We start from the raw sequence: 24,647 nt of genomic DNA, 5'->3' as shown, positions 1-24,647 counted from the left end.
ACATTCACAAAGCCTGCCTCGCGCGGGCTTTGCTCCTGACGTAGTAAAGAGGAATTAACCGTGTCCCGTACTATTATGCTCATTCCAATCGGCGCTGGCGTTGGCCTAACAAGCATTAGCTTAGGCGTATTGCGTGCGATGGAACACAAGGGCGTTCGCGTTTCGTTTTTCAAGCCAATCGCGCAACCTCGCCATGGCGACAATCAGCCTGACCTGACCACCACAATTATCGAAGCTAACAGCAGCATGAAAGTGGCTGTGCCACTCAGTATGGCAAAAGCTGAAGCGCTGATCCGTACTGACCAAAATGATGTGTTGATGGAAGAAATCATCGCACGTTTCAAAGAAGCCACTGCTGATACAGAAGTCGCGCTGATTGAAGGTCTAGTACCGACACGTAACCACCCGTTCGCTAACCAAGTGAACTACGAGATCGCGAAAACACTGGATGCGGAAATCGTGTTCGTGGCGACGCCGGGTACGGATAACCCATCGCAGCTTCGTGAGCGTATTGAGGTTGCGGTATCTAACTTCGGTGGTTCGAAGAACAAAAACATCTCTGGTTTGATCATCAACAAGCACAATGCGCCTGTTGACGAAGAAGGCCGCACTCGCCCTGACCTGTCTGACATCTTTGACGAGTCAAACGCGGCGAAACCAACCAACGTAGAAGTGATGGAGATTTTCAACTCTAGCCCTATCCGCGTTCTTGGTTGTGTGCCTTGGAGCATCGATCTTATTGCAACACGTGCAAGCGATTTAGCGGCGCACTTGAAAGCTGAGATCGTAAACGCAGGTGACATTAATACGCGTCGTATTAAGAGCATCACGTTCTGCGCACGCTCTATTCCAAACATGATCGAGCACTTCCGTCCGGGTTCACTGCTGGTGACTTCAGCAGACCGTCCTGACGTTATCGTAGCGGCATGTCTGTCTGCGATGAATGGTCTTGAAATCGGCGCCCTGCTGCTAACTGGCGGTTACAACATCCCAGAACAGCTTCAAGGTCTTTGTGCGCGTGCGTTTGAATCTGGCTTGCCAGTATTCACCACCAAAGGTAACACTTGGCAGACATCTCTGAATCTTCAGAGCTTCAGCCTAGAAGTGCCTGCTGACGACAAAGAGCGCGTTGAGTTCGTTAACGAGCACGTAGCAAGCCACATCGACGGCAACTGGATTGAATCGCTTTCTGAAGGTTCTGTTCGTGCGCGTCGTCTAAGCCCACCAGCGTTCCGTTACCAGCTTACTGAGCTTGCTCGTAAAGCCGCTAAACGTATCGTTCTGCCTGAAGGCGACGAGCCACGTACAGTGAAAGCAGCATCAATTTGTGCTGAACGTAAAATCGCTGAGTGTGTGCTTCTGGGTAACCCTGATGAAATCCGTCGCGTAGCCGCTCAACAAGGTGTTGAACTTGGCGCTGGCGTCACCATCATCAACTCTGACGAAGTGCGTGAAAATTACGTCGCGCGTTTGGTTGAGCTACGTGGTTCGAAAGGCATGACGGAAGTTGTGGCTCGCGAGAAGCTAAAAGATTCAGTATTCCTTGGCACCATGATGCTTGAAGCGGGTGAAGTTGACGGTCTGGTTTCTGGTGCGGTTCATACCACAGCAAACACCATCGTTCCTCCGTTCCAAATCATCAAAACAGCCCCTGATGCCTCTATCGTATCTTCAATCTTCTTCATGCTTCTGCCTGATCAAGTGCTTGTATACGGTGACTGTGCGATCAACCCAGATCCAACGGCTGAGCAACTTGCTGAAATCGCTATTCAATCTGCTGATTCTGCAGCGGCATTTGGTATCGACCCTCGCGTTGCAATGATCTCATACTCTACTGGTGAATCTGGTAAAGGTGCAGACGTTGATAAAGTGCGTGAAGCAACGAAACTGGCACAAGCGAAACGTCCTGATTTGATCATCGACGGTCCGCTTCAGTACGACGCAGCGATCATGGAAAACGTAGCCGCTTCTAAAGCGCCTAACTCTCCTGTTGCGGGTAAAGCTACCGTGTTCGTCTTCCCTGACTTGAACACCGGTAACACCACGTACAAAGCGGTACAGCGTTCTGCTGATTTGGTTTCTATCGGTCCTATGCTGCAAGGCATGCGTAAGCCGGTAAATGACCTGTCTCGTGGCGCACTGGTAGACGATATCGTTTACACCGTGGCACTGACTGCGATTCAAGCGAAACAAGCTGACGACGCGGAAGCGGCGGCAGAATAAGCCAGGCGCTTATTGATAAAAAAAGCCGATGCTGATGCATCGGCTTTTTTGTCGGTCGCGGTTTGTGATTCCACCCATCGGCTACCCGTCCGTTTAACCCTAACCTATCGCCAATGCCGGCGTTGTTGCTGGCGAATCCCAAAGTTCAATCCACTCTGGTCGCGCATCAACCACGGTAAGAGAAATCCCGTCAGTATCCAATGTTGTTGCAAACGTCCCCACTAGGGTTCGCGCAACGGGCATTCCCTTTTCAGCCAATACTTTTTGGGCTTCTTCTAAAGCAAGATCCAGATCAGAAGCAAGGGCAGCACCCAGGCCATTGACCATCAAGATAGGCTGAGACGATGCGGCTTCCAAAGATTGCAGAATATCGTCGATCATTTTGGGAATGAGAACATTGATGGGCGATCTGGGAATACGTGAAATACCTAACTCACCATGTATACCCACACCATATTCCACTTCATGGCTTTCTAAAGACCCAGCCATTTTTCGAAAAGAGCATGTCGAAAAAGCAACGCCGATTGTTCGCGTGCGAGAAACAATGTCATCACCCAGTTCAGCCAAGGCCTCAAGCGTCAAGCCACGCTCTGCGGCAGCGCCCAGCATTTTTTCTACCACCACCACGCCCGCCAACCCTCGCGCGGAATCCCTATCCGATTGCGTCGCGTCATCGTTGACGAGAACCATCAAAGTATCACTCTCCGAGAGCTCTGCTGCTATTTCAAAGTTCATCCGATCCCCTTGATAATTTTTCACGATCAAAAGGACGCCCTTACCGGTATCAGATTGGTGAATAGCGGATGTAATTTGATCGGGAGAAGGTGACGTAAATATTTCGCCAGGGCACGCTGCATCAAGCATTCCTTCGCCCACAAACCCCGCATGCAGAGGCTCATGACCCGAGCCACCGCCAGAAACCAATGCCACTTTATTTTTCTGATAGTGGGGATGTCGAAAGACAACCAAAGGATCCCACTGAATGACGATGTTATCTTGATGGGTCTGTTCAAATTCCTTTAGGCGGCTTTTTACAGAAATGTCTTTGCTATCCTTTGCCATTTGATTTCGTCTCAATCTTCAAGAGATTCGAACTAAGGTGTTTTAACCGTTTCAATCGTTGCTACTAACTGCTTAGTATAATCTTGAATCGCCTTTTTGATGGCGGTGTTACTTTTCTCACTGCCCATGTCTGGAAATGAAACGGAGCAATGCACCATCTGCACTTTCTTATTCTCTAACGCTGACCGATTGGGGTGAGCCTCGGTATAAGCAGCGAGGAACTGACTCTCCTGCTCATCTGAAAACATGCAGACGTCAAAAATTTTGGGGATATGCTTAAACGGGATCGGCGTGTTGTACTCAGGGTTTGAAATCTGAGAAATAAAACTGCGATTTTTTCCTAACGCCTCCGCCAAGCGCTGCCGAATACCAGAAGGGCGCTGTTCAATAACGGTTCTAAGGATGACTTTGTATTTAGAGACTTTCGACCCTTCACTGCTCATGCATTACCACTCGTGAAACCCAATATGACAAACTCGCTTTGCATTGTGTTATCCATCTAATTGGAGAGAAATCAGCATATCAGATGCAGGATCAATCACCAATTGGATAGCCAGTTATCTATTCTCTCGTTGCTGACAGTCGACACCTTCGAGGCAATCCACGATCACAGACATCGCGGCGATCTTATCTTGTCCTGATGCCCTTATGTAAACGGGATAGTCCGAACGTAGCTTTAACCGCACCAAAGCCGCCTGACGTGTCGCACACACCCAAGGGCCATCAACCGTTTCAGCCAGCTCAACCCTCGCGTCATACCCTTGCATTAAGCGAGCTAAGCGGGCGGCTGGACGCACATGCAGGTCGAAACCACCTGTTAGCCAAACCTTGGCTTTTACATGTTCTTCCATTATCCACCAGCATGATTGAGTTCATTGGCCGCCAATTCGACTTGCTTGAGGCTTCCCCCAGCAACGGCCTTGTAAGATGCCACGATAACGCCTTCGACAAGCGGCGCATCGATAATTCTCACCACTTTGGCTTTTTCTGGCGAAAGCATGTCAATGGCGACTTCACTGTTAAGTTCCGTGCTGCCCATATCAACGAAGATCGCCACACCCGCAGGAGACCACACAGAGGTTATCGCGTCATAAATGGCATCAGCATTGCAACCGAGTTGACCATCAGACGCTCCCCCCGTCCATGCGATAGGCACAGCGTCGGTCACAATTTGTGTTGCCATATCAGCAACGCCTTGCGCCACGAGCCGCGAATGCGAAACGATCACTAAGCTAATCGGATTGTTCAAGGTTCGTCATCTCCATCATTCCATTCATTGCAGCTTTCATCGCTAGCATACAAGAGCAAGCACCGGGATCGATATGCCCCACGCTTCTCTCACCGAGGTATGCCGCTCTCCCTTTTTGCGCAAGCAGATTTTTTGTGTTTTCACAGTGGGTTTCAGCGAGACGCTGAACAATAGGCCACGTATCAACGCCAAGTGCTTTCGTCTCAAAATGCCAATATGCAGCAAAAGGAACCAGCACATCCAACATGGTTTTATCACCCACCGTGGACTTCCCTCTTCGTTCAACCGATTCAACCCCAAGGTAAAATGCCGCATCAATGGATTTACCTTGGTTGAGCGCCTTGCCCCAGGTTAAAAACAAGGTGCCATACAAGGCGCCAGAGGCGCCACCAATGTGCTTTAACACGCATTCGCCTAGTGCCTTTAGAAAGGCGTCATCCATTAAGTGTCGCCACTGCGGTGCGGCTTCCAAAACGGCTTCCGCGCCCCTAGAGATGTTAAACCCATGGTCACCATCTCCAATCTCAACATCTAATCGCGTAAGCAAATCTTGATGAGAGAGCAAATCATGACAGACTCGATTCACTATCTGCTCTCGCCATATCTGTTGACTAATACGTTATCCCTCGCAGTCTCAGACCTGCTTTATCAAATAAAACCGGATTCATAAAATCGAACGACACACGCTCACTTGGTTTCAACGTGGTATTTGAAGGCACCAACATTGTGATTTTCTCTTGATGAAAATCCAGATGCAGATGGCATTGATCCCCCAAATGTTCCACTCGTCGCACGACCGCCGAATATTTTCCTTCCCCGCTCGCCTTTAACGACAAATGCTCGGTTCTCACCCCAACGAACGCCACGTCTTCCTCAGAGAAATGTTCATCGAAACATTGCTTCGGCAACACATTGATTTGAGGTAACCCCAGTCTCGTCGCGACATAGTCACTGTTTGGGTTGCTATAGATTTCCTTTGGTGTGCCGACTTGAACAATCTCGCCGTCTTTCAGCACACCAATACGATCACCCAGCGTCATGGCTTCAATTTGATCGTGTGTGACATAAAGTATAGTGGCACCAAGCTCTTGCTGAATCCGCTTCAGTTCAACCCTGAGATCCGCACGCAGTTTTGCATCCAACGATGATAAGGGTTCGTCCATCAAATACAGCGCGGGGCGGCGAACTAACGCACGTCCAATAGCGACTCGTTGCATTTCACCACCCGACAGTTTCGTTGCTTTGTTTTGCAGCTTATGGCTAATCCGCAGCACTTCAGCCACTTTCCCGATACGTTTTTTGATGTCGGCTTCAGGCATATTTCGGATTTTCGAACGCAGCGGAAAGGCCAAGTTGTCATAAACACTCATATGAGGATAAAGCGAATATTGCTGAAAAACGAAAGCAACATCTCTCTCAGAGGGAGCCACGGAATGCATGTTTCGATTCGCTAACGTGATATCGCCCTCGTCACACGTTTCTAGCCCAGCCGCCAAACGCAATAAGGTCGTTTTACCTGCGCCAGTTGGCCCAAGCAACACCATAAACTCCCCTTCTTTAACGTCTAAATTGATTTGCTTCACCGCTTCAATATCACCAAAGCGTTTAAAGACATGATTAAATTTAAGCTTGGGCATGGTATGCCTCCTCATAACGCGTGTTCATTATCACTTGATCTGTTTCGCGATCGAATACCGAGGTATGTTCAGGGTTTAACTGAAGATAAACTTGCTGGCCTCGCTCAACATCGATGTGGCTATCAACACGCGCTTTTAATTTTCCAATCATTGAGTTAATTGTCAGTACTTGTGTTGTTCCCAAGTATTCAACGGCATCAATCATTCCTTTCAAGTGGGAGAACTCAACCAATGATACATGCTCAGGGCGGACGCCCAATGCCAGTTTCTTGGTTTGAACCCCCTCAACAATGCGCGCAACGGCAATCTTGATACTGTTGATGCAGACAGAGTCTGCTCCCTGCGCAACGCTCCCTTCAAACTCAATGATGTTCATTGAGGGTTCCCCGAGAAATTTGGCGACAAATATGGTGTTGGGAAAATCGTAAATAAACTGTGGCGCTCCCACTTGTTCTATCACGCTATGGTTCATCACCATGATTTTATCGGCCATCGACATCGCTTCTAATTGGTCATGCGTAACATAAACCGTCGTTGCCCCCATTCGATTGTGCAGCTCTTTGAGCTCAGAACACATCAGGTGGCGAAACTCACTGTCCAACGCACCTAAAGGCTCATCCATCAAAAAAGCCTGTGGTTTTCGGATGATTGCCCTACCCAGCGAAACGCGCTGTTTATCACCGCTAGATAACCCACCGACAGGGCTGTCTAGGAGATGCTCAATACGTAAAATGTCGGCCACTTCCGCGACCCGTTCTTTTATTTCCGCTCTCGCGACACCCTGACACTTCAGCGGGAAGCTGATGTTTTGACGAACATTCATGTGCGGATAGAGTGCGAACATCTGAAAGACAAACGCAATATCTCTCTGGCTTGCGCGCAGAAATGAAACGTCATCTCCTTCGATTTTTATTTGGCCTGAGGTAGGTAACTCCAGCCCTGCAATCATCCTTAATGTGGTTGTTTTCCCGCACCCAGAAGGACCGAGTAAGACAAAAAACTCACCATCATTAATCGTAAATGTCGAATTTTTTACCGCGACAAAGCGATCAAATCGTTTGTGCAAATTAGCCACTGTAATATCAGCCATAAACTTCTCTCCTATTCTGGAAAATGGCTGACAATCAGAAAGCTGACTGTGCCGAACAAAATGACGCTGAACGAATATGTAAATGCGGTCATGACAAAAGGTTGCATCAGCATAAAGATGCCAAGCCCTATCAATACGCATGAGACATTTTCCAAGAAACCTCTACGCAGGTAGCGGCTGGTTAATAATCTATTTTTCATTACTTCCTCACTGCTCCAAACGTAATTCCTCGTAGCAGGTGCTTTCTGAGAACCACGGTAAACACAACAATTGGGATGAGGAACAAAGACGTGCCTGCTGCAACAGCCGGCCAATCAAGCCCTCCTTCACCGATAATGATGGGGATGAATGGCGGTGCGGTTTGGGCATTACCACTGGTCAACAGCAATGCAAACGCATATTCATTCCACGCAAACACCAAACAGAAAATGGCGGTAGACGCGATGCCCGTTGCCGCTTGTGGTAACACCACTTTGATAAAGGCTTGAAATCGGCTGTATCCATCAATCATTGCGGCTTCTTCATACTCTCGCGGGATCTCATCAATAAAGCCTTTGAGCAACCACACCGATAAGCTGACATTGACCGCGGTATACAAAATAATCATCCCAAGATGGGTATCTGATAGCCCTAACTGCCGATACATCAAATAGATGGGGATGGCGACCGCAATGGGTGGCATCATTCGCGTCGACAGAATAAAGAACAGCAGATCATCTTTTAGCGGCACCTTAAATCGTGAAAAACCATACGCTGCTAACGTTCCTAGGAATACGGCTAGAAATGTCGAACCGAAGCCGATGATCATCGAGTTGGTATACCGCCCTAAAAAGCGAGAAGGCCCCGTAATGACCATGTTTTGGTCACGAACGATTTCGTCATACCACGTCGAGGGTGGCGGCAACGATGCCATGTGCTCTTCGGTTTGACGCGAACGACTGGTGAACAAGTTAACGTACCCCTCTAAGCTGGCTTCGAATGTCACTTTAGGAGGGTAAGCAATGGCGTCAGACGGCGACTTAAAGCTCGTCATCAATATCCATATCAGCGGAGCAATGGAAATCACGCCGTAGAAAATGACTACCGCAGCTGCCATTTTTTTTGAGCGTCCGCTTGGCTCAATTACAGAAAATGCAGAATCACTCATCGACTTTTCACCTTATTCATCGCTTTAACATAGATATTTGCGGCACCAAATACGGTGACAAACAAAATAACGGCGAATGCAGAGCTATAGCCCGTCTTCCATTTTTCAAACGCTTCCCGCTTGAGATTAATTGACGCCAACTCTGTTATTGACCCAGGGCCTCCCGAGGTTAGCTGCACAACCATGTCAAACATTTTGAAGTTCTCTATTGCTCGGAATAAAATGGCTAACATCAAAAATGGCATCACCATCGGCAGAGTAATCGAGAAAAACTGACGTATATTTGAAGCACGGTCTACCTCGGCTGCTTCATAGATACTGCCCGGTATCGACCTCAACCCAGCGAGACAAATCAGCATCACATAGGGTGTCCACATCCATGTATCCACTAAGATGATCGACCACGGCGCAAGTGTGGTATCGCCAATCATGTCGACGGGACCAACATCCACAAAGAAGTTAACGACGTAAGAAAAGACACCAGATTGTGGCTGATAGAGATAGGTCCAAAATGTCCCTACCACGGCGGGTGCCATCATCATTGGGATCAAAATCAAGGTCGTCCAAAAACTGTGACCTTTAAAGTTTTTATTAATGAGTAGCGCAAGACCAAAACCAATAGTGAATTGGAGAATCATCGTCCAGCTGACAAAGTGCATCGTCGCTTGGAGATACCCCCAAATATCCTCATCATTTAAGATTTTTATGTAGTTCTTTAACCCCACCCATTCCACATCACGATCAAGTCTGTTCGCGCGGTAATTGGTAAAGCTCAGATAGATCGTCCAAATGAGAGGGAAAATGTTAATGGCTAACAGGAGTAGAATGGTGGGAGAAATAAACCACCAGGCCATTGCACGGTCAGACATCGACCACGTCTTCCGTGACGAGCCCTCCAATGCGTTGACAATATTGTCAGCACTCTGTATTGACTTCATTTTATTTACTTCCATGGTGCAACCGTTTTTGCGAGTCACTGAAGTTAAGCAGAGAGAGCGAGGCTCTCCCTGCCTCGGAGAATTACAGCTGTCCGCCGTCTTCTAAGATTTCCTGCCAGTCATCTTTCAGTTTTTCAAGAGCTTGCTCTGGTGTGCCCTTGCCTGCGACGACATAGTCATGAAGTCGTTTTTGCATTGCCTGAAGAAGTTCTGCGTAGTTCGGCTCCTGCCAAAAATCTTTCACGTTTGACATCGCTTCTACAAAGTCGGCAGCAAAAGGTGCAGTACTCGCAAAATCGGGATGCTCAACCACCGCTCGGTGTGCAGAGTAACCACCCAGAGTCCACCAGTCTGATTGCACCTGAGGTTGGGCGAACCATTTGATGTATTGCAACGCTAAGTCTTTCTTATCCGAATAAGAAACCACAGAGATGCCTTGCCCACCCAGTGTTGAACCTTCGGTAGTTTGTTTTGGGTTTAAGAAAAAGCCCGAGTTTTCACCCCCAACGTTGGGGTCTTTGACAATGCCAGGGAAGAAAGCGAACCAGTTCATTTGCATGGCAACCTGACCTGATTTATACGCATCAAGGTTTGCCACCATATAGGCATTCGAGTGGCCTGGCGGGGTGCAGCAATCATACAGTTCCTTGTATGCTTTCAGACCTTCCGCCGCTTCGGGACTATTTACAAAGCCTTCTAAATCATAAGGTTTGTTAGGGTTTTGATATTGAAAGCCATGTGCATAGAGCGCTGATGTCGCCCCCATGGTAATACCTTCTGAGCCACGTTCGGTGTAGATAGCCGCACCGTAGACTTTTTGGCCATCAATCTCTCGACCTTGAAAAAAGCTCGATACTTCTTTTAACTCTGTCCACGTTTTAGGCGGCGTGAGTTCTCGGCCAAATTCCATTTCAAATTGGCTCTGAATATCTTTTCTTGAAAACCAATCTTTACGATAAACCCAACCCAACGCATCACCCATTGCAGGGAGCGCCCAGTAATTGTCAGACCCTTTGGGCCAGGCAGAATATGCATCAACCGTTGCGGGGATAAAGTCACTCATGCTGATCCCTTCTTTTTCAAAGAAATCATTTAGCTTGATGTAGTGACCATTTTCAGCAGAACCCCCAATCCATTGGCTATCACCAATAAGCAGGTCGCAAAGCTTGCCGCGAGAGTTCAATTCATTTTGGAAACGGGAAGAAAAACTCGTCCAAGGTACAAATTCGAAATTCATTTCGATACCTGTCTCAGACGTAAAGTCTTTTGAGAGTTCAACGAGTGCATTGGCGGGATCCCAAGCAGCCCAGCAGAGTGTTAAAGATTGCTCCGCACTCTGCGCGGCAGTACTACTTACTCCGAGTCCGATTGCTGTTACCGCAATGACGGCATTTAACTTGTGCCTCAATTTCATTAGATCAGCTCCTTTTGTTTCTTCCTTGAACCTTTTTGGTTCATTACAAATCCTGTCTGAGACCATCTTCATCCAACGATTCTCTGGTGCGTGACCGCAGATCAGGTTCCATCTCGACGAAGATTGTGTTCAATAACCAAAGTTCACTAAACACACAAAAACACTGAGCCAACGCTTAACAAAATGCAAGCTATATTTAACTTAATAATAACAATTGATTTTCATCCATTTTTAAATAAATAAAAAACAATAACTTAAAGACATTTAGTGTTTAACAGTAAAATTACACCGTTGAGTTTCATCGTAAAAGTGTTATGTTTACCTCACGAGATCAATCATAAATCACTAAACTTTTTGTTCAGCTTTAGAGTCCAATGTTTAGTAAATCAGGGAGTAAGATGAATGAGTCGTTTCTATGCACATGACAACCAACACGTGCCTTTAGCTATCCAAGGCTATCTCGCAAGCAATGCCCATCGCCCACTCGCGATGCTGGAAGGAGAGCAGAGCATTAAGGTGGTTATCAGAACTGATTGGGACAAAAGCAAGGTTGCGATTTTGTCAGGTGGCGGTGCGGGTCATGAGCCAGCACATGTTGGGTTTGTTGGACAAGGAATGTTAACGGCTGCCATTGCAGGCGACGTATTTTCCTCTCCAAGCGTTGAAGCGATCCTACAAGCGATTGTCGCGACAACAGGGAAAAGCGGCTGTTTTCTGATCGTGAAAAGTTATACCGGCGATCGCCTCAACTTCGGCCTAGCCGCGGAAAAGGCACGCGCCATGGGCTATCAGGTCGACATGATCATTGTGGGAGACGACATTGCACTGCCCGATGTGGCAAATCCACGCGGCATTGCTGGAACATTGTTTGTCCATAAATTGGCGGGGCATCTTTCAGAGCAAGGGAAAAGCCTCGAAGAGGTAGCGACGATCACGAAAGCAGCAGCCCAAGGTATTCACTCCATCGGGTTGGCGCTCTCATCGTGTGCATTACCTTATGATGAAACGGGAGAACTTAAGTATGCGCCGGAAATTGGGATGGGGATCCATGGTGAGCCAGGGTTCGAAAAAGTCGACATCGCCAATGCCAAACAAGCCGTCACAATGATGCTAAATAAACTGGCGCCGTATACCGGAGATCCCGATAAGCGTTTTGCTCTTTTAATCAACAATCTAGGATCAGCGACAGAGCTTGAGCTTCAAATTATTACTCAGCAAGTTCTTGCCTCTCCCTTGCAGAAGCAACTCGATATTGTGTTTGAACCCGGTGCATACATGACATCGCTGAATATGTATGGCATTTCTCTGTCTTTGATTGCACTAGACGACACCGTTCGTGAAGCCCTCCTATCCGATGTCGCGCCAACCGCGTGGCCAGCACCAGGTGTTTGTGGCGACGTTGCGCGGGTTCCAATGCATAACTTGACGACCCATACCTCGTATCTGTCAGAGGAGAATTCGACCGTTGAGCAACTCATTGTGCACGTGTGTCAGGAACTCGTAGCACAAGAGTCCTATCTCAATAACCTTGATGAAAAGGTCGGTGATGGGGACACGGGAACAACGTTTTCTAGTGCTGCGAAGGCTATTCTCGCCAAATTGGACAATGAAGGACTCCCTCTGAACACGCCAGAAAAACTCTTTCAATGTATAGGCCAAGAGCTCTCAACGGTGATGGGAGGATCAAGCGGTGTTCTTCTTTCCATTTTCTTTACCGCTGCGGCTTCAGCCAATAGTTCAGGTCACTCGCTCAGCAGCTCTCTTTTAAAAGGCATCGCCAAAGTGCAGCAATATGGAGGCGCTAAACTCAATGACCGCACCATGCTTGATGCCGCAATACCCGCATTAGAGGTGTATAGCGAAACCGGGAATCTCGAACAGGCCGCTCATGCCGCGCTTTTGGGTGCAGAAGCGACTGCACACATGACAAAAGCACGCGCGGGTCGTTCTTCTTATTTAAGGGAGGACAGTCTGAAGGGCAATGTAGACCCGGGCGCGATGGCTATTGCCAAGGTCTTTCACGTTATTTGGCGTTGTACTCAAGATCAAAAATAATCACTCAAATCACGATAAAGGAGCTTTGCCTCGCTCCTTTACTCTTTCGTTGACTGAGCGCTTAACCTGTTTTCTTTTTCAAATCTTTAAGGTGGTCTTCTGCAGTCAGAAAATCAAATTGGCCTATCGCCTCTTGCAAACGCTGGAATTCCTCAAGCTGGTTGCACCATTGCGGCAAGGCTTTCGCCAAAACAGTCACCTTATCCTGCACCTCAATATCAAACTCTTGCAAGCTAACCTGCAACGCATTGAGCTGCTCAACAAGATAAGCATCAAGCGGTTTGATTTCTTCGTCAACTTGCGGCTCAGGCGTTTCTTCCGCGCTAGCGGCTATTTCATCAAACTTTTCAATGGCAGCGATAATCATCGATTTCAGCACGAGCACTTCACTTTCTGACACTGGCTCGCCCGCGTTGTATTTGTCTTCCAACGCAGAGGCGACATCGGCCATTTCATCCGCGCCTATGTTGCTGCCGGCACCTTTACACGAGTGCGCCAAAATGCCTTTCTCGCTGTTGTCATCCGACGTCAGCAATTGCTCGACAGAACTCACCTGAGAATTGAGGAAAAGCGACAGGATTTTGAGATATTTTGCTTTGTTGCCCCCCAAGCGTTTAACGCCGTCAGCAAGATTGATACCAGGGACATTATCCACCATCAGGTCGAACATGGTTTCGGTGTATTCCATTGTTGCTCTCCTTCGGTTTTTTCCTGCCTCATCACCTTGTTGTTGCGGTTGCGATGTGAGTACGATTTCTGGCTCTGGTTCAGGTTTTGATTCTGGTACTAATTCCGTTTCTTTTTGCGTATCAGCTTGCACCTCAGCCTTAACTTCTGGCTCTGGCTCTGGCTCTGGCTCTGGCGCATGAGACAACGTTTTAGCCATTAACACTGCCTCACTATCAGCTTGGCGCTTTTCATCCAAAGAAGCCGCTTGGGATGTTGTGACCGATGGAGAAATCTCGGTTTCTGATGTGACAGATTCGATTGGAGGTGCCGCAGGATCACCTTTGGTTAGCCAATGAATTAAGCGATCTTTCAAGAGTTCAAAATTGATGGGTTTCGCGATGTGCTCATTCATGCCCGCTTCCCGACAGGCCGCCACATCATGGGCATCCGTATTTGCCGTCATGGCTAAAATCGGTAGCGCTGTCATCCCCATTTCTCGACGGATAATCTTTGTGGCTGTCACGCCATCTATCACGGGCATCTGCATGTCCATTAACACTAAATCGACGGCATGTTCTTTCAGTATTTGAATCGCCTCATCACCATTATTTGCCACCAATACATTGATGGGTAAACACTCCATGGCACCAATAGCGACTTCTTGATTGATCAAGTTGTCTTCAACCAGCAGCACCATGCGATCGCGTATCACCAACTCCCACTCAGGAATATCTTCAAGCTCTAACTCTGAGTCGCGATCATAAGCACTATGCCTGATTGGGGCGACAGAGTGGCGCTCATCGGTAATCGCACGAAGCAATGCAGAAGGAAGTGTCGGCAGGGCTAGCCATTTAAACGTAAAGGATGGGCGAGTTTCCGGCACATCCAAGCAGTGATCGAGGCCAGAAAGCAGCAATACCGATGGCGATGTCTTTAAGCCACTCAGAACAGAGGTCAATAACGACGTCATTTCTGCACTAATACCTGCCCAATCGACGACAATGTTTGCGAAATTCCCTCTTTCTATTCCTTTTTGACACTCTTCTAATTCAGCAAGATTACGACATTGACTGACGTTTGCTCCGGCATAAACGAGTGGGTCACAAATGTTGCCTTGCAGGGTCGTATTGGTTGCTATCACCAACACACTTTTCGTCGTTAATGCGCGCGACCATGCACCACCCAATCGCGTATTTCCCCTCACGCCAGACTGACAAGGCAGCGTGAAAGAAAGCATCGTTCCTTCACCAAGCCGACTCTCCACTTGAATATTGCCGCCCATCAGCGCCACCAACTCTTTCGCCAACGACAAACCGAGCCCTTTCCCCCCCTTGGAGCGAGACGTCGATGAATCGGCTTGAGAAAATGGCTGAAACAACAGATCGAGATCTTTTCGCTTAATACCGATCCCAGTGTCATTGACCGCAAATCGGATCTTCACATCGTCTTCGCGACGCGACTCAAGCGAAACAGAGATCGTGACCTCACCTTCGTCAGTAAATTTGATCGCATTATCGCCGAGCGCCATCAATACCTGCGTCATGCGAACGGTATCCGCATCGATCACCTTTGGAATGTTCATGTCGACATTGACACATAACAAGAGGCCTTTTTCATCAGCGCGCTCACCCAATGTCTTAGTTACCGGTGAAAGAATGGTTTCAACATTACACTCCACCCATTCAATTTCGAGGTTGCCCGCTTTTACATTGGTAAAATCTAGGGTGGCATTGACCGCTTCCAATAAAGAATGCGCAGAGGTGACAACACGCCGTATATAACGCTGCTGCTTGGAGTCTAAGCCGCTATCTAGGGCAAGTTGAGACATACCCAAAATCGCGTTGAGCGGTGTTCTAAATTCATGAGACATGTTGGAAAGAAAATCGCGCTTAGCCTGATGCGATACCTGCGCAGATTTTTTTGCGATTTGTAGTTCCTTTTCTTTTTGCATTAACGCTTGTCGTTGTTCTCGCAACTCTTCTTGCGCGCGCTTATTCATGGCGCTGTTAAAGATTAACGCACCAGCGAGAGCAAGAAGAAGGATAACCAGCAATGTGATGATACTCGTTGCATCAGCCACAACGCTTTGATCAACCGGAGGAAGGCTCGTCCCCGACAAATATCCATGCTCTTCCTTGCCCAATACAGACAAAGGAAAAGACAATGTAAACACACCAAACAATTTTACTAGTTGGGTCATAGTCACCGCAGAGTGCTGTCTCAAACAGCACATTTCCATTATGTCGAATTGCAATCCGCCCGCGTCGAAATCAAAACGGGCACCTACCTTTGGGGCCGAAAAACATCATTCGCATGCTGCCAATAAACCAACAAGGCTTTCGTTGGTACATCAAGCATCTCGTTTTGACGCTAAATGCATGTCTCAAATTAAATTAATGCGACTCATAGTTGGAACATTATTAAGAGTAGACCTAGGATTGAATTAGTGAAAAGTGAATCAGGATCCCGTTGATGGAGTCACCGGAAAGCAAACAGAAAAAACGCGCAACCATCCTGGTCGTTGACGATACGCCCGAGAATCTCGTGTTCGTCAGTGAAATGCTGAAAGACAGTTATGAAGTAAAAGCAGCAACGAACGGCCAAACTGCGCTAGCTATCGTAGAGAAGTTTTCTATCGATCTCATTCTGCTGGATGTCGTTATGCCTGGCATGGATGGCTATGAAGTGTGTCGCCAAATTAAAGCGAAAAAGAGTGCATGCGACATACCCGTGATTTTTCTCACCTCAAAATCAAAAGCTGAAGACCAAGAATTTGGCTTTACCGTTGGTGCTGCGGACTACATTAAAAAGCCATTAAGTCCGCCCATCACGATGGCTCGCATCAAGATCCACCTAGAAAACAAAGCATCCCAAGATTTTCTACACGATCAAAATGAATACCTTGAAGCCGAAGTTCAACGTCGGGTGAAAGAGCTCAGTGTCATTCAAGATGTCACCATCAATGCATTGGCAAGTCTTGCTGAAACCCGCGATCAGGAAACGGGTAATCACATCGTACGTACACAATACTATGTGAAGATTTTGGCCGACCAGCTCTATTTGCGAGGCAAATACCCGGAGCTTGTGACTGCAGAATACATCACCATGGTGTTTAAAACCGCGCCGCTGCATGACATTGGCAAGGTAGGGATCCCTGACGCTATCTTGCTCAAGCCGGGCAAACTCACAGCAGAAGAATTCGAGATAATGAAAACCCACGCCAAGCTGGGTTATGACGCCATCGTAAAAGCGGAAAAAGAAGTGGACGCGCATTATCCGTTCTTGAGTGCCGCAAAAGAAATTTCTTATGGGCACCACGAGAAATGGGATGGTTCGGGCTATCCGCAAGGTCTGATCGGAGAAGACATTCCGCTCAGTGCGCGACTCATGGCTGTTGCCGATGTATTTGATGCTTTGGTGAGTAAACGCGTTTACAAATCAGCCATGTCGCACGATGAAGCGTTTGAAATCATTCGTGAAGGCAAGGGGACCCATTTTGATCCCATGCTGGTCGATTTGATGTTTGATATGAAAAACGATTTTATTAAAATTGCAGACACCTACAAAGACTAACCAACCGCCAACCAAACACCGACAGCCATCATTAATGTACCTGCAATACGGTTCATCATCCGCACATTCCCACTTTTTTGTAGGAAATGGCGTAACGTGCGCCCACCACTCGCATACAACATCAAACAGCTAAACTCTGTCATCAAGATTATGCCGATCAACACAGCTAGCTGAGGAGGAAGTGCAGCTTGAGGGTTAATAAATGGTGGCAGCAAGGACACCATAAATGCCCAGCCTTTAGGGTTGGCAATAGCAGTCACAAACCCTTGCGTTGCCAACGATAGTGGAGAGGTATTTCCATTCACTGATAAGTCATCTGGAATGGCCATTTTTCCGCGAGATAGCCACATCTGAATGCCCAGATAAAACAAGTAGGCACCACCAACGTACTTGAGCACCATGAACAAGCTCGGATAATTGAGCATGATCGCAGCGACACCGACCACTGACGCCAAAGAGACCAGCCCAACGCCAATCAGCTCACCCCACATCATATGCAGACTTTTTCTTACGCCAATACTCATGCCGAGCGTCATGGCAAAAGTCATACACATTCCAGGGGTCACTGAAACAAAGAAAAATGTGGGAATAAACACCGCTAACATGGCGATATCAACAGCAGATGTCACGTTATCTCCAGACAAAAGCAAACAAAAAGTCGCTTAGTAGAAACTGAGCAGGGTCATTTCGTCAAGTGTAATTAATGAGACAAAAAAAGCCTCCCAAAAGAGGCTTTAAACTCATCAAAATTTATCCGTATACCAATTCAGGCAGCCATGTCGCGAGCGTTGGCCAATAGGCAAGCAAGCCCAGCATTAGAAGCTGAATGAATATGAATGGTACAACGCCACGATAAATATCAGACGTTGATATGGAATCAGGCGCAACACCTCTCAGGTAGAACAACGAGAAACCAAACGGCGGGGTGAGAAATGACGTCTGCAGATTCAAGGCAATCATGATACCCAGCCACACAGGGTCAACACCCATGGTCAGCAGAATCGGCGCTACAATCGGAACAACCACAAAAGTGATCTCGATAAAATCGAGGAAGAAGCCCAATAAGAACAACACCAACATCACCAGTGCCATCGCGCCAAATACGCCACCAGGCAGGCTTGTCAGAAAGTCTCTAACAATGTCATCGCCACCAAAACCACGAAATACCAAAGCAAAGAGTGACGCACCAATGAGGATCAAGAACACCATCGCCGTCACTTCAGTGGTGCTACGCAGCACATGACGAAGTATTGACAGGTTAAACATGCCCTTGCTCATTGCCAAAATGATTGCACCCACAGAGCCGACAGACGCGGCTTCTGTCGGCGTTGCTACGCCGCCTAAGATTGAACCCAACACCAGAACAATCAACATCACAGGTGGGAACAATACGGTCAACACCTGCATCCAAAGCTCTTTGCTCACTTTGCGCTCTTCCACTGGGATCGGCGGCACACGCTCAGGTTGCGTAATGGCAACGAAAATGAGGTAAAGAATGTACATACCCACCAGCATGAAGCCTGGGATCAGCGCGCCCAAGAACAAATCACCAACAGTGACGCTGTCTGGCGAAAAAATCCCTTGGTCTAGTTGCGCTTGTTGATACGCAGAGGAAATGACATCCCCCAGCAATACCAAAACAATTGAGGGTGGAATGATTTGTCCCAGCGTTCCCGAGGCGCAAATAATGCCCGTTGACAGCTTGGGGCAATAACCGCGTTTCATCATCGATGGCAACGAGAGCAGACCCATGGTGACCACGGTTGCGCCCACAATACCGGTACTGGCGGCAAGCAGCATCCCAACGATCGTCACGGAAATACCTAAACCACCCGCCAAGCCCCCGAACACTTGTCCCATGGTGTCCAGCAAGTCTTCGGCAATGCGAGATTTCTCTAGCATGACCCCCATAAAAACGAACAACGGAATCGCAACAAGCAACTCATTGGCCAAGGTGCCTTGAATACGGTTGGGTATCGCTTCTAAAAAAGCAGGATCAAACGTACCCGTGACTGTCCCAATAAACGCGAACAAGAGCGCAGAACCGCCAAGCGTAAACGCGACGGGATAACCCACAAGGAGGACGCCAAAGGTAAACAGAAAAAGAAATAAAGCGAGGAATTCACTCATAACGCGTGCTCCTCGTCGTGGTCTTCGAGTTGTTTAGCAATGTCTTGATGCCCAGTAATCGTGAGCACTGATTTAAGGGCTTCAGCAATACCTTGTAAAATCATCAAAGCAGGCATCAATAAAATACTGGTTTTAAAAAGGTATTTGGCATCAACGCCACCCGCTTCTTGCGAGCCTTCCATGACGTGCCATGAGGCCGCTACGTAATCCCATGCGATATAGAAAATGAACACGCATGTCGGAAGTAATAAGAACAAAAAGCCAAGCAGGTCGACCCAGGCTTTTTTCTTTTCAGACGCGGGGCGATAAAAAATATCAACGCGAACATGGGCGCCTTTTAACAGCGCGTAAGCAGCGCCAAGCATGATGACGTAGTTGTGAAAATAAAGGACGGATTCTTGCAGAAAAACAGATCCCGAGTTAAACAAATAGCGCATAACGACGACCACAAAGGTAATCAGCACAATGGCTAACACGAACCAAGAAACAAAACGTCCTGTCCAGTCACTAAAACGATTAATGCCCTTAATGAGGGCAATAAGACGAGGAGAGGCGGTATCCATACTACTACTCTAACTTCAGCCTGTTGGGCTCAATGGAAAAGAAAAAGAGGCTGCCATAGACAGCCTCTTAAAGGTTATTGCGGATTACGGGCATTCAACATAGCTTGCTCAGAAATAGCATGCCAATCAATCGCTTGGTCACGGAATGATTTGTAAGAGTTGTACACTTTTTTACTCACTTCATCCACTTCAGCTTGCTCGGCAACCACTTGATCCGCCAAAACTTGCAGTTCACTCAGCACTTCCGCTGGGTAAGGACGAAGTTCAACTTTGTGCTCACCAATCAGGCTTTCCAATGCTGCGTTGTTACGGGCAGTGAACTCAGCCAACATGTCAGCATTCGCTACGCGCGTCGCGGCGAGAACGATAGATTGAAGATCTTTAGGTAGCCTATTAAACGCTTCTTTGTTGATCAGCGCTTCTAGCGTTGTACCTGGCTCATGCCAACCTGGGTAGTAGTAGTATTTTGCGGCTTTGTGCAGACCAAAGGCCAGATCATTGTATGGGCCAACCCACTCAGTCGCATCAATCGCGCCAGATTGCAGTGACGGGAATATCTCACCACCGGGCAGCAATACTGGTGTACCACCCGCACGTTTCAACACTTCACCGCCAAGGCCTGGAATACGCATTTTTAGACCTTCTAGATCGCCAATGGTATTAATTTCCTTGTTAAACCAACCCCCCATTTGCACCCCGGTGTTACCCGCAGGCATAGGGATGATACCGAAAGGTTCATAGGCTTCAGCCCAAAGCTCAAGACCACCACCGTTGTAGATCCAACCGTTCATTTCTTGTGCTGTCAGGCCAAAAGGAACCGCTGCAAAGAACTGTCCTGCAGGCGCTTTGCCTTTCCAGTAGTAACCTGCACCGTGACCCATTTCTGCTGTGCCGCGAGATACCGCATCAAACACATCCAGTGCGCCAACAAGTTCCCCTGCACCGTATACTTTCACGTCCAAACGCCCATCACTCATCTCGGTGATTAGCTCAGCAAGGTTATTTGCACCTGTACCTAGCCCTGGGAAGTTTTTCGGCCAAGTCGTTACCATTTTCCAACTGATTTTTTCTTGTGCTGCTGGCTGAGCCTGCGCACTTGCTTCCTGCTTTTCTTCACCACAACCAGATAGCAGCACACTCAGTGCGACTGCTGTTGCGGCAAGAAACGAACGACGTTTGTACATGAGAGTTATCTCCTTGCTTGGGAAAGGCGAAAGGTTTAGCAGTACTGAAGGTTTACATCAAAAAGTAGGTACTGCCTTACTAACACAACACTCATCAATCACACCGATGAGTTAATGGTTTGTTACGATAACTTTACCTATTATCGCGACCAGCAAGTAGTAAAAGGGCAAGGTTGTTTGAAGTTGGTCAAACAATGATCACTAGAAATATAAACATATGATAGATAACACGCTCTGTGAGCGACCAATGACGTGCTACGCCGCGTCAACCTTATCCCTGCGCGTTGTGTTTACATTTTTTGGTAGAGACGAAAATGCCTTCCCACAGGAAGGCATGTCGTCGTGTTTTTTGGCGAAACAAAAAACGTTTTCGCGTTAACTTAACGCATCTTTAAATGTCACCATATATCGGCAAATCAACGCATCAATGACCCTCAAAGTCACCTTGACGACCCAAGCCATTGGAAACGCAATATCCTGAAAACGATGCTGCAAACAATGACGTTCCACAACCCGATTTTTCCGATGGCGATAATGCCCTCAACGCAAGGCGAGCGAGAACATATCAACGGTTTTGAAGTATGTTGCGTGCGGAAGAGTCGAGTAGGACCATATTCATTAAGCGAATAGAATTGACGAAAGACCTTAGTGTAAATCGACATTAGAAACGTGCTTCAGTGCAAAAACTAAGCAGTTGGTTCACGAACAACAGAAATTTAATTACAAACCGTTCAGGTTTGGGTATTTCTATAGAGCGCTTCCCCGTAAGCATCCTGCCTTACTGAGATTTCTTAAAACACAGTCTTTGTACTTCCCTCAAAACACGTCAAAAAAACCTCAAATAAACGTATAGACGTCTAGCCGTAAAAATATCTATTGACTTGTCGTTCGACTATAAATAGCATCAAATTCCAGAGTGAAGAACAAAAGCAACGATTATCACTACATTTTAACGATTATTTAACACAATTTTGTCCAGGATGGATTATGATCGAAATTAGTCAGGTTAATAAAGAATTCAAGCAGGGCGTGAAAACAATTCATGCTTTGCGTGATATTGACCTTCACATTCCACAGGGCAGAATTTTTGGGGTTATCGGCGCATCTGGCGCAGGTAAAAGCACCTTGATTCGTATTGTTAACTTGTTGGAACGCCCAACAAGCGGGAGTGTGAGCGTCGATGGTGTTGAACTCACCCGCCTTTCAGCGTCAGAACTGACGCGAGAACGCCAAAAGATCGGCATGATCTTCCAGCACTTTAATTTGCTCTCTTCCCGCACTGTATTTGATAACGTGGCGTTGCCACTCGAATTAGCTGGCAAAGAACAGGCAAATATCCCAAAGAAAGTGACCGAGCTACTCGAACTGGTCGGCCTTGAAGACAAGCACGATACTTATCCTGCGAATCTGAGCGGCGGTCAAAAGCAACGCGTGGCGATTGCGCGCGCACTCGCCAGTGACCCAAAAGTCCTGCTATGCGACGAGGCGACCAGCGCCTTGGACCCTGCCACCACCCATTCAATTTTAAATCTGCTGCAAACGATTAATCAAAAGTTAGGTTTAACTATCTTGCTGATCACCCATGAAATGGATGTGGTAAAGCGCATCTGTCATGAAGTGGCAATTATCGGTGACGGAAAATTGGTAGAAAAAGGCACGGTCGGCGATATTTTCGCCCATCCAAAAACCGAGCTTGCTCGCGACTTTATTCGCGCCACCCTAAACCTGTCGATTCCTCAAGATTACGCAGCGCGTCTGCAAGTTGAAAACACCGGCTCACTGCCGCCCTTGGTACGTCTTGAATTTACTGGCACCAGCGTGGATGCCCCATTGGTGAGTCAAGTTTCGCGCAAATTCAATATCGATGTGAGCATCCTAAGTGCAGACATGGATTACGCCGGCGGCGTGAAATTCGGCCTCATGCTGGCAGAATTTTTCGGTGATGCACCAGATGTCACACGCGCATTGGAATACTTAAAAGAACACAACGTCAACATCGAGGTGCTTGGTTATGTCGCTTAATATTGCTGCCATTTCTGGCTGGTTCGCGGAAAACGAACGACTTGTAGGCTTATTGATTGATGCGCTCGGCCAAACCCTCACCATGGTGTTTGTCTCTGGTTTCATCGGCTTTGTGTTTGGTATTCCTTTAGGTGTCTTGCTTCATCTGTCCAAACCACGTGGTTTGCTGGAAAACAAGCTACTTAATCGCAGCTTAGGGGCCATAGTGAACATTGGTCGCTCTATCCCCTTCATCATTTTGCTGGTTGCCATCATTCCGTTTACTCGCCTTGTGGTGGGTAGCTCGATCGGCACAGCCGCAGCCATCGTGCCTTTGATTGTTGGCGCTATTCCTTTCATTGCTCGCCTTGTTGAAGGGGCGCTCATCGAAGTGCCTTCAGGTCTTGTTGAAGCGGCGCAAGCAATGGGTGCCACACCGCTGCAAATCATCCGTAAGGTTTTGTTACCAGAAGCCCTGCCTGGCATCGTGAACAGCGTAACGATCACCTTGGTCACGCTGGTGAGCTATTCCGCGATGGCGGGAGCCGTTGGCGGCGGTGGCCTGGGCGATGTCGGCATTCGCTACGGATACCAACGCTTTGATGGCACCGTCATGATGATCACCATTGTCATGCTCGTCATACTGGTGCAAATGATTCAATCGGCCGGTGATTACTTCGTAAAACGGGTCGACCACAGATAAATATAGAAAATCAAAAATAATGGAAATTTAAGCTCATAGGAGATGCGCAAATGACTTTCAATCTTAAAAAAATCGCCACCGCTCTAGGTTTAGCGTCAGCACTAGTACTTACCGGCTGCGGTGAAGAAAAAGCGGTCGATCTGACCAAAGTGAAAATCGGTGTGATGGCGGGTGCAGAAGAGCAAGTTGCCGAAATCGCAGCAAAAGTGGCAAAAGAAAAATATGACTTAGACGTGGAGCTGGTGACGTTTACGGATTACGTTTCGCCGAATGCAGCACTGGAAGAAGGCGCCATTGATGCCAATGCTTTCCAGCACAAGCCATACTTGGACCAGCAGATCAGCGACCGTGGTTACAAATTCACTATTGCAGGTAACACCTTGGTTTACCCAATTGCGGGTTACTCAAACACAGTGACGTCTGTTGAACAAATCCAAGACGGCGCACAAATCGCGGTACCCAATGACCCAACAAACCTAGGCCGTTCTTTGATTCTTCTTGAAGAGCAAGGCTTGCTGACGTTGAAAGAGGGCGTAGGCCTTCAAGCAACGGTACTGGATATCGTAGGCAACCCAAAGAACTTGGATATTGTTGAGCTAGAAGCGGCGCAACTTCCACGCTCACTGGACGACGTGACCCTAGCAATCATCAACAGCACGTATGCAGCGACTATTGGTCTTTCACAAGAAAAAGACGGTGTATTCGTTGAAGACAAAGAATCTCCGTACGTGAACCTGATTGTGGCTCGTGCAGACAATGTGAAAGCGCAGAACGTTCAGCAGTTCGTTCAAGCTTACCAGTCAGATGCGGTATTCAGTGCTGCGATGGACATCTTTGACGGTGGTGCAGTGAAAGGCTGGTAATCACTTACCTTTCATTTCGAACTAAAGCCTGTGCTCGTCACAGGCTTTTTCTTTTCTGTGTTACTGGTAACCATTCTCTCGCCGTGGTATCAACACTCAATCGCAGCATAACGACTGCCAACCCATCTCTTGTTAACTGAGCGAAT

General features: G+C 47.7%; 22 protein-coding genes. 6 read left to right on the top strand and 16 right to left on the bottom strand.

The features are described 5' to 3' along the window. The first annotated feature begins 75 nt into the window (after positions 1-75). Complete coding sequence (gene pta, locus A1OO_RS04275; protein WP_017004721.1) at positions 76-2,223, top strand: phosphate acetyltransferase; 2,148 nt, start codon at positions 76-78, stop codon at positions 2,221-2,223. Between the two features lie 99 nt (positions 2,224-2,322). Here pta and A1OO_RS04270 read toward each other — a convergent pair whose 3' ends face one another. From A1OO_RS04270 to A1OO_RS04220, 11 genes are all read right to left on the bottom strand, one after another. Next, the gene (locus A1OO_RS04270; RefSeq protein ID WP_016959361.1) at positions 2,323-3,285 is read right to left on the bottom strand and encodes a dihydroxyacetone kinase subunit DhaK; all 963 of its coding nucleotides are present in this window, start codon (positions 3,283-3,285) and stop codon (positions 2,323-2,325) included. A gap of 32 nt (positions 3,286-3,317) precedes the next feature. After that, a complete protein-coding gene (locus A1OO_RS04265; RefSeq protein WP_016959360.1) occupies positions 3,318-3,728 on the bottom strand; it encodes a hypothetical protein in 411 nt (136 codons plus the stop codon). A gap of 114 nt (positions 3,729-3,842) precedes the next feature. After that, complete coding sequence (locus A1OO_RS04260) at positions 3,843-4,136, bottom strand: HPr family phosphocarrier protein (RefSeq protein ID WP_016959359.1); 294 nt, start codon at positions 4,134-4,136, stop codon at positions 3,843-3,845. Further along, positions 4,136-4,513 (bottom strand): dihydroxyacetone kinase phosphoryl donor subunit DhaM, encoded by a 378-nt coding sequence (dhaM, locus tag A1OO_RS04255; RefSeq protein ID WP_277814487.1) that lies wholly within the window; start codon positions 4,511-4,513, stop codon positions 4,136-4,138. The genes A1OO_RS04260 and dhaM overlap by 1 nt, the downstream gene beginning before the upstream one ends. A gap of 4 nt (positions 4,514-4,517) precedes the next feature. Continuing rightward, on the bottom strand, positions 4,518-5,120 hold the full coding sequence (dhaL, locus tag A1OO_RS04250; RefSeq protein ID WP_016959357.1) for a dihydroxyacetone kinase subunit DhaL: 603 nt from the start codon (positions 5,118-5,120) through the stop codon (positions 4,518-4,520). 25 nt (positions 5,121-5,145) lie between these two features. Beyond that, on the bottom strand, positions 5,146-6,171 hold the full coding sequence (locus A1OO_RS04245; protein ID WP_016959356.1) for an ABC transporter ATP-binding protein: 1,026 nt from the start codon (positions 6,169-6,171) through the stop codon (positions 5,146-5,148). Then, positions 6,158-7,261 (bottom strand): ABC transporter ATP-binding protein, encoded by a 1,104-nt coding sequence (locus tag A1OO_RS04240; RefSeq protein ID WP_016959355.1) that lies wholly within the window; start codon positions 7,259-7,261, stop codon positions 6,158-6,160. Before A1OO_RS04240 ends, A1OO_RS04245 begins: the two co-directional genes overlap by 14 nt. Positions 7,262-7,272: 11 nt before the next feature. Further along, positions 7,273-7,461 (bottom strand): hypothetical protein, encoded by a 189-nt coding sequence (locus A1OO_RS04235; protein ID WP_016959354.1) that lies wholly within the window; start codon positions 7,459-7,461, stop codon positions 7,273-7,275. Continuing rightward, the gene (locus tag A1OO_RS04230) at positions 7,461-8,408 is read right to left on the bottom strand and encodes a carbohydrate ABC transporter permease (protein ID WP_016959353.1); all 948 of its coding nucleotides are present in this window, start codon (positions 8,406-8,408) and stop codon (positions 7,461-7,463) included. The genes A1OO_RS04235 and A1OO_RS04230 overlap by 1 nt, the downstream gene beginning before the upstream one ends. Next, positions 8,405-9,346, bottom strand: a complete 942-nt coding sequence (locus tag A1OO_RS04225; RefSeq protein WP_016959352.1) for a carbohydrate ABC transporter permease — start codon at positions 9,344-9,346, stop codon at positions 8,405-8,407. The genes A1OO_RS04230 and A1OO_RS04225 overlap by 4 nt, the downstream gene beginning before the upstream one ends. An 82-nt stretch (positions 9,347-9,428) precedes the next feature. Then, complete coding sequence (locus tag A1OO_RS04220) at positions 9,429-10,760, bottom strand: ABC transporter substrate-binding protein (RefSeq protein WP_016959351.1); 1,332 nt, start codon at positions 10,758-10,760, stop codon at positions 9,429-9,431. 402 nt (positions 10,761-11,162) lie between these two features. Between A1OO_RS04220 and A1OO_RS04215 the strand changes: the two genes are divergently transcribed. Then, positions 11,163-12,815 (top strand): dihydroxyacetone kinase subunit DhaK, encoded by a 1,653-nt coding sequence (locus A1OO_RS04215; protein WP_016959350.1) that lies wholly within the window; start codon positions 11,163-11,165, stop codon positions 12,813-12,815. A gap of 61 nt (positions 12,816-12,876) precedes the next feature. Here A1OO_RS04215 and A1OO_RS04210 read toward each other — a convergent pair whose 3' ends face one another. Further along, positions 12,877-15,684: a hybrid sensor histidine kinase/response regulator gene (locus A1OO_RS04210; RefSeq protein ID WP_017004720.1), complete on the bottom strand. Its 2,808-nt coding sequence runs from the start codon at positions 15,682-15,684 to the stop codon at positions 12,877-12,879. Between the two features lie 272 nt (positions 15,685-15,956). On the opposite strand from A1OO_RS04210, the gene A1OO_RS04205 reads away from it, so the two are divergent. Beyond that, complete coding sequence (locus tag A1OO_RS04205) at positions 15,957-17,057, top strand: response regulator (RefSeq protein ID WP_017004719.1); 1,101 nt, start codon at positions 15,957-15,959, stop codon at positions 17,055-17,057. Here the strand turns inward: A1OO_RS04205 and A1OO_RS04200 are convergent. The 4 genes from A1OO_RS04200 to A1OO_RS04185 all read right to left on the bottom strand — a co-directional run bounded on the left by A1OO_RS04200 (position 17,054) and on the right by A1OO_RS04185 (position 20,934). Then, positions 17,054-17,662, bottom strand: coding sequence for a LysE family translocator (locus A1OO_RS04200; protein ID WP_198928787.1), 609 nt, complete (start codon positions 17,660-17,662; stop codon positions 17,054-17,056). The two genes, A1OO_RS04205 and A1OO_RS04200, sit on opposite strands and share 4 nt — an antisense overlap. A 145-nt stretch (positions 17,663-17,807) precedes the next feature. Next, entirely contained in the window at positions 17,808-19,187 is a 1,380-nt protein-coding gene (locus tag A1OO_RS04195; RefSeq protein ID WP_016959346.1) for a TRAP transporter large permease, read from the bottom strand. Beyond that, the gene (locus A1OO_RS04190) at positions 19,184-19,750 is read right to left on the bottom strand and encodes a TRAP transporter small permease subunit (protein ID WP_017004718.1); all 567 of its coding nucleotides are present in this window, start codon (positions 19,748-19,750) and stop codon (positions 19,184-19,186) included. The genes A1OO_RS04195 and A1OO_RS04190 overlap by 4 nt, the downstream gene beginning before the upstream one ends. A gap of 74 nt (positions 19,751-19,824) precedes the next feature. After that, positions 19,825-20,934 carry a TRAP transporter substrate-binding protein gene (locus A1OO_RS04185; protein ID WP_017004717.1) on the bottom strand — a complete coding sequence of 370 codons (1,110 nt, stop codon included), beginning with the start codon at positions 20,932-20,934 and terminating at the stop codon, positions 19,825-19,827. A 987-nt stretch (positions 20,935-21,921) separates the two neighbouring features. Here A1OO_RS04185 and metN point away from each other — a divergent pair. Genes metN through A1OO_RS04170 form a run of 3 tightly spaced genes read left to right on the top strand, consistent with a single transcriptional unit; the run spans position 21,922 to position 24,501 of the window. Next, positions 21,922-22,956, top strand: a complete 1,035-nt coding sequence (gene metN, locus A1OO_RS04180) for a methionine ABC transporter ATP-binding protein MetN (protein ID WP_017004716.1) — start codon at positions 21,922-21,924, stop codon at positions 22,954-22,956. Continuing rightward, entirely contained in the window at positions 22,946-23,638 is a 693-nt protein-coding gene (locus A1OO_RS04175; protein ID WP_016959342.1) for a methionine ABC transporter permease, read from the top strand. The genes metN and A1OO_RS04175 overlap by 11 nt, the downstream gene beginning before the upstream one ends. A 50-nt stretch (positions 23,639-23,688) precedes the next feature. Next, positions 23,689-24,501, top strand: coding sequence for a MetQ/NlpA family lipoprotein (locus A1OO_RS04170; protein WP_016959341.1), 813 nt, complete (start codon positions 23,689-23,691; stop codon positions 24,499-24,501). Positions 24,502-24,647: the final 146 nt, after the last annotated feature.

The sequence above is a fragment of the Enterovibrio norvegicus FF-33 genome, from assembly GCF_000286835.2.
GTDB lineage: Bacteria > Pseudomonadota > Gammaproteobacteria > Enterobacterales > Vibrionaceae > Enterovibrio > Enterovibrio norvegicus_A.
Note: the sequence above shows the minus strand (reverse complement) of the source record. Positions and strands in the feature narration are given on the sequence as shown.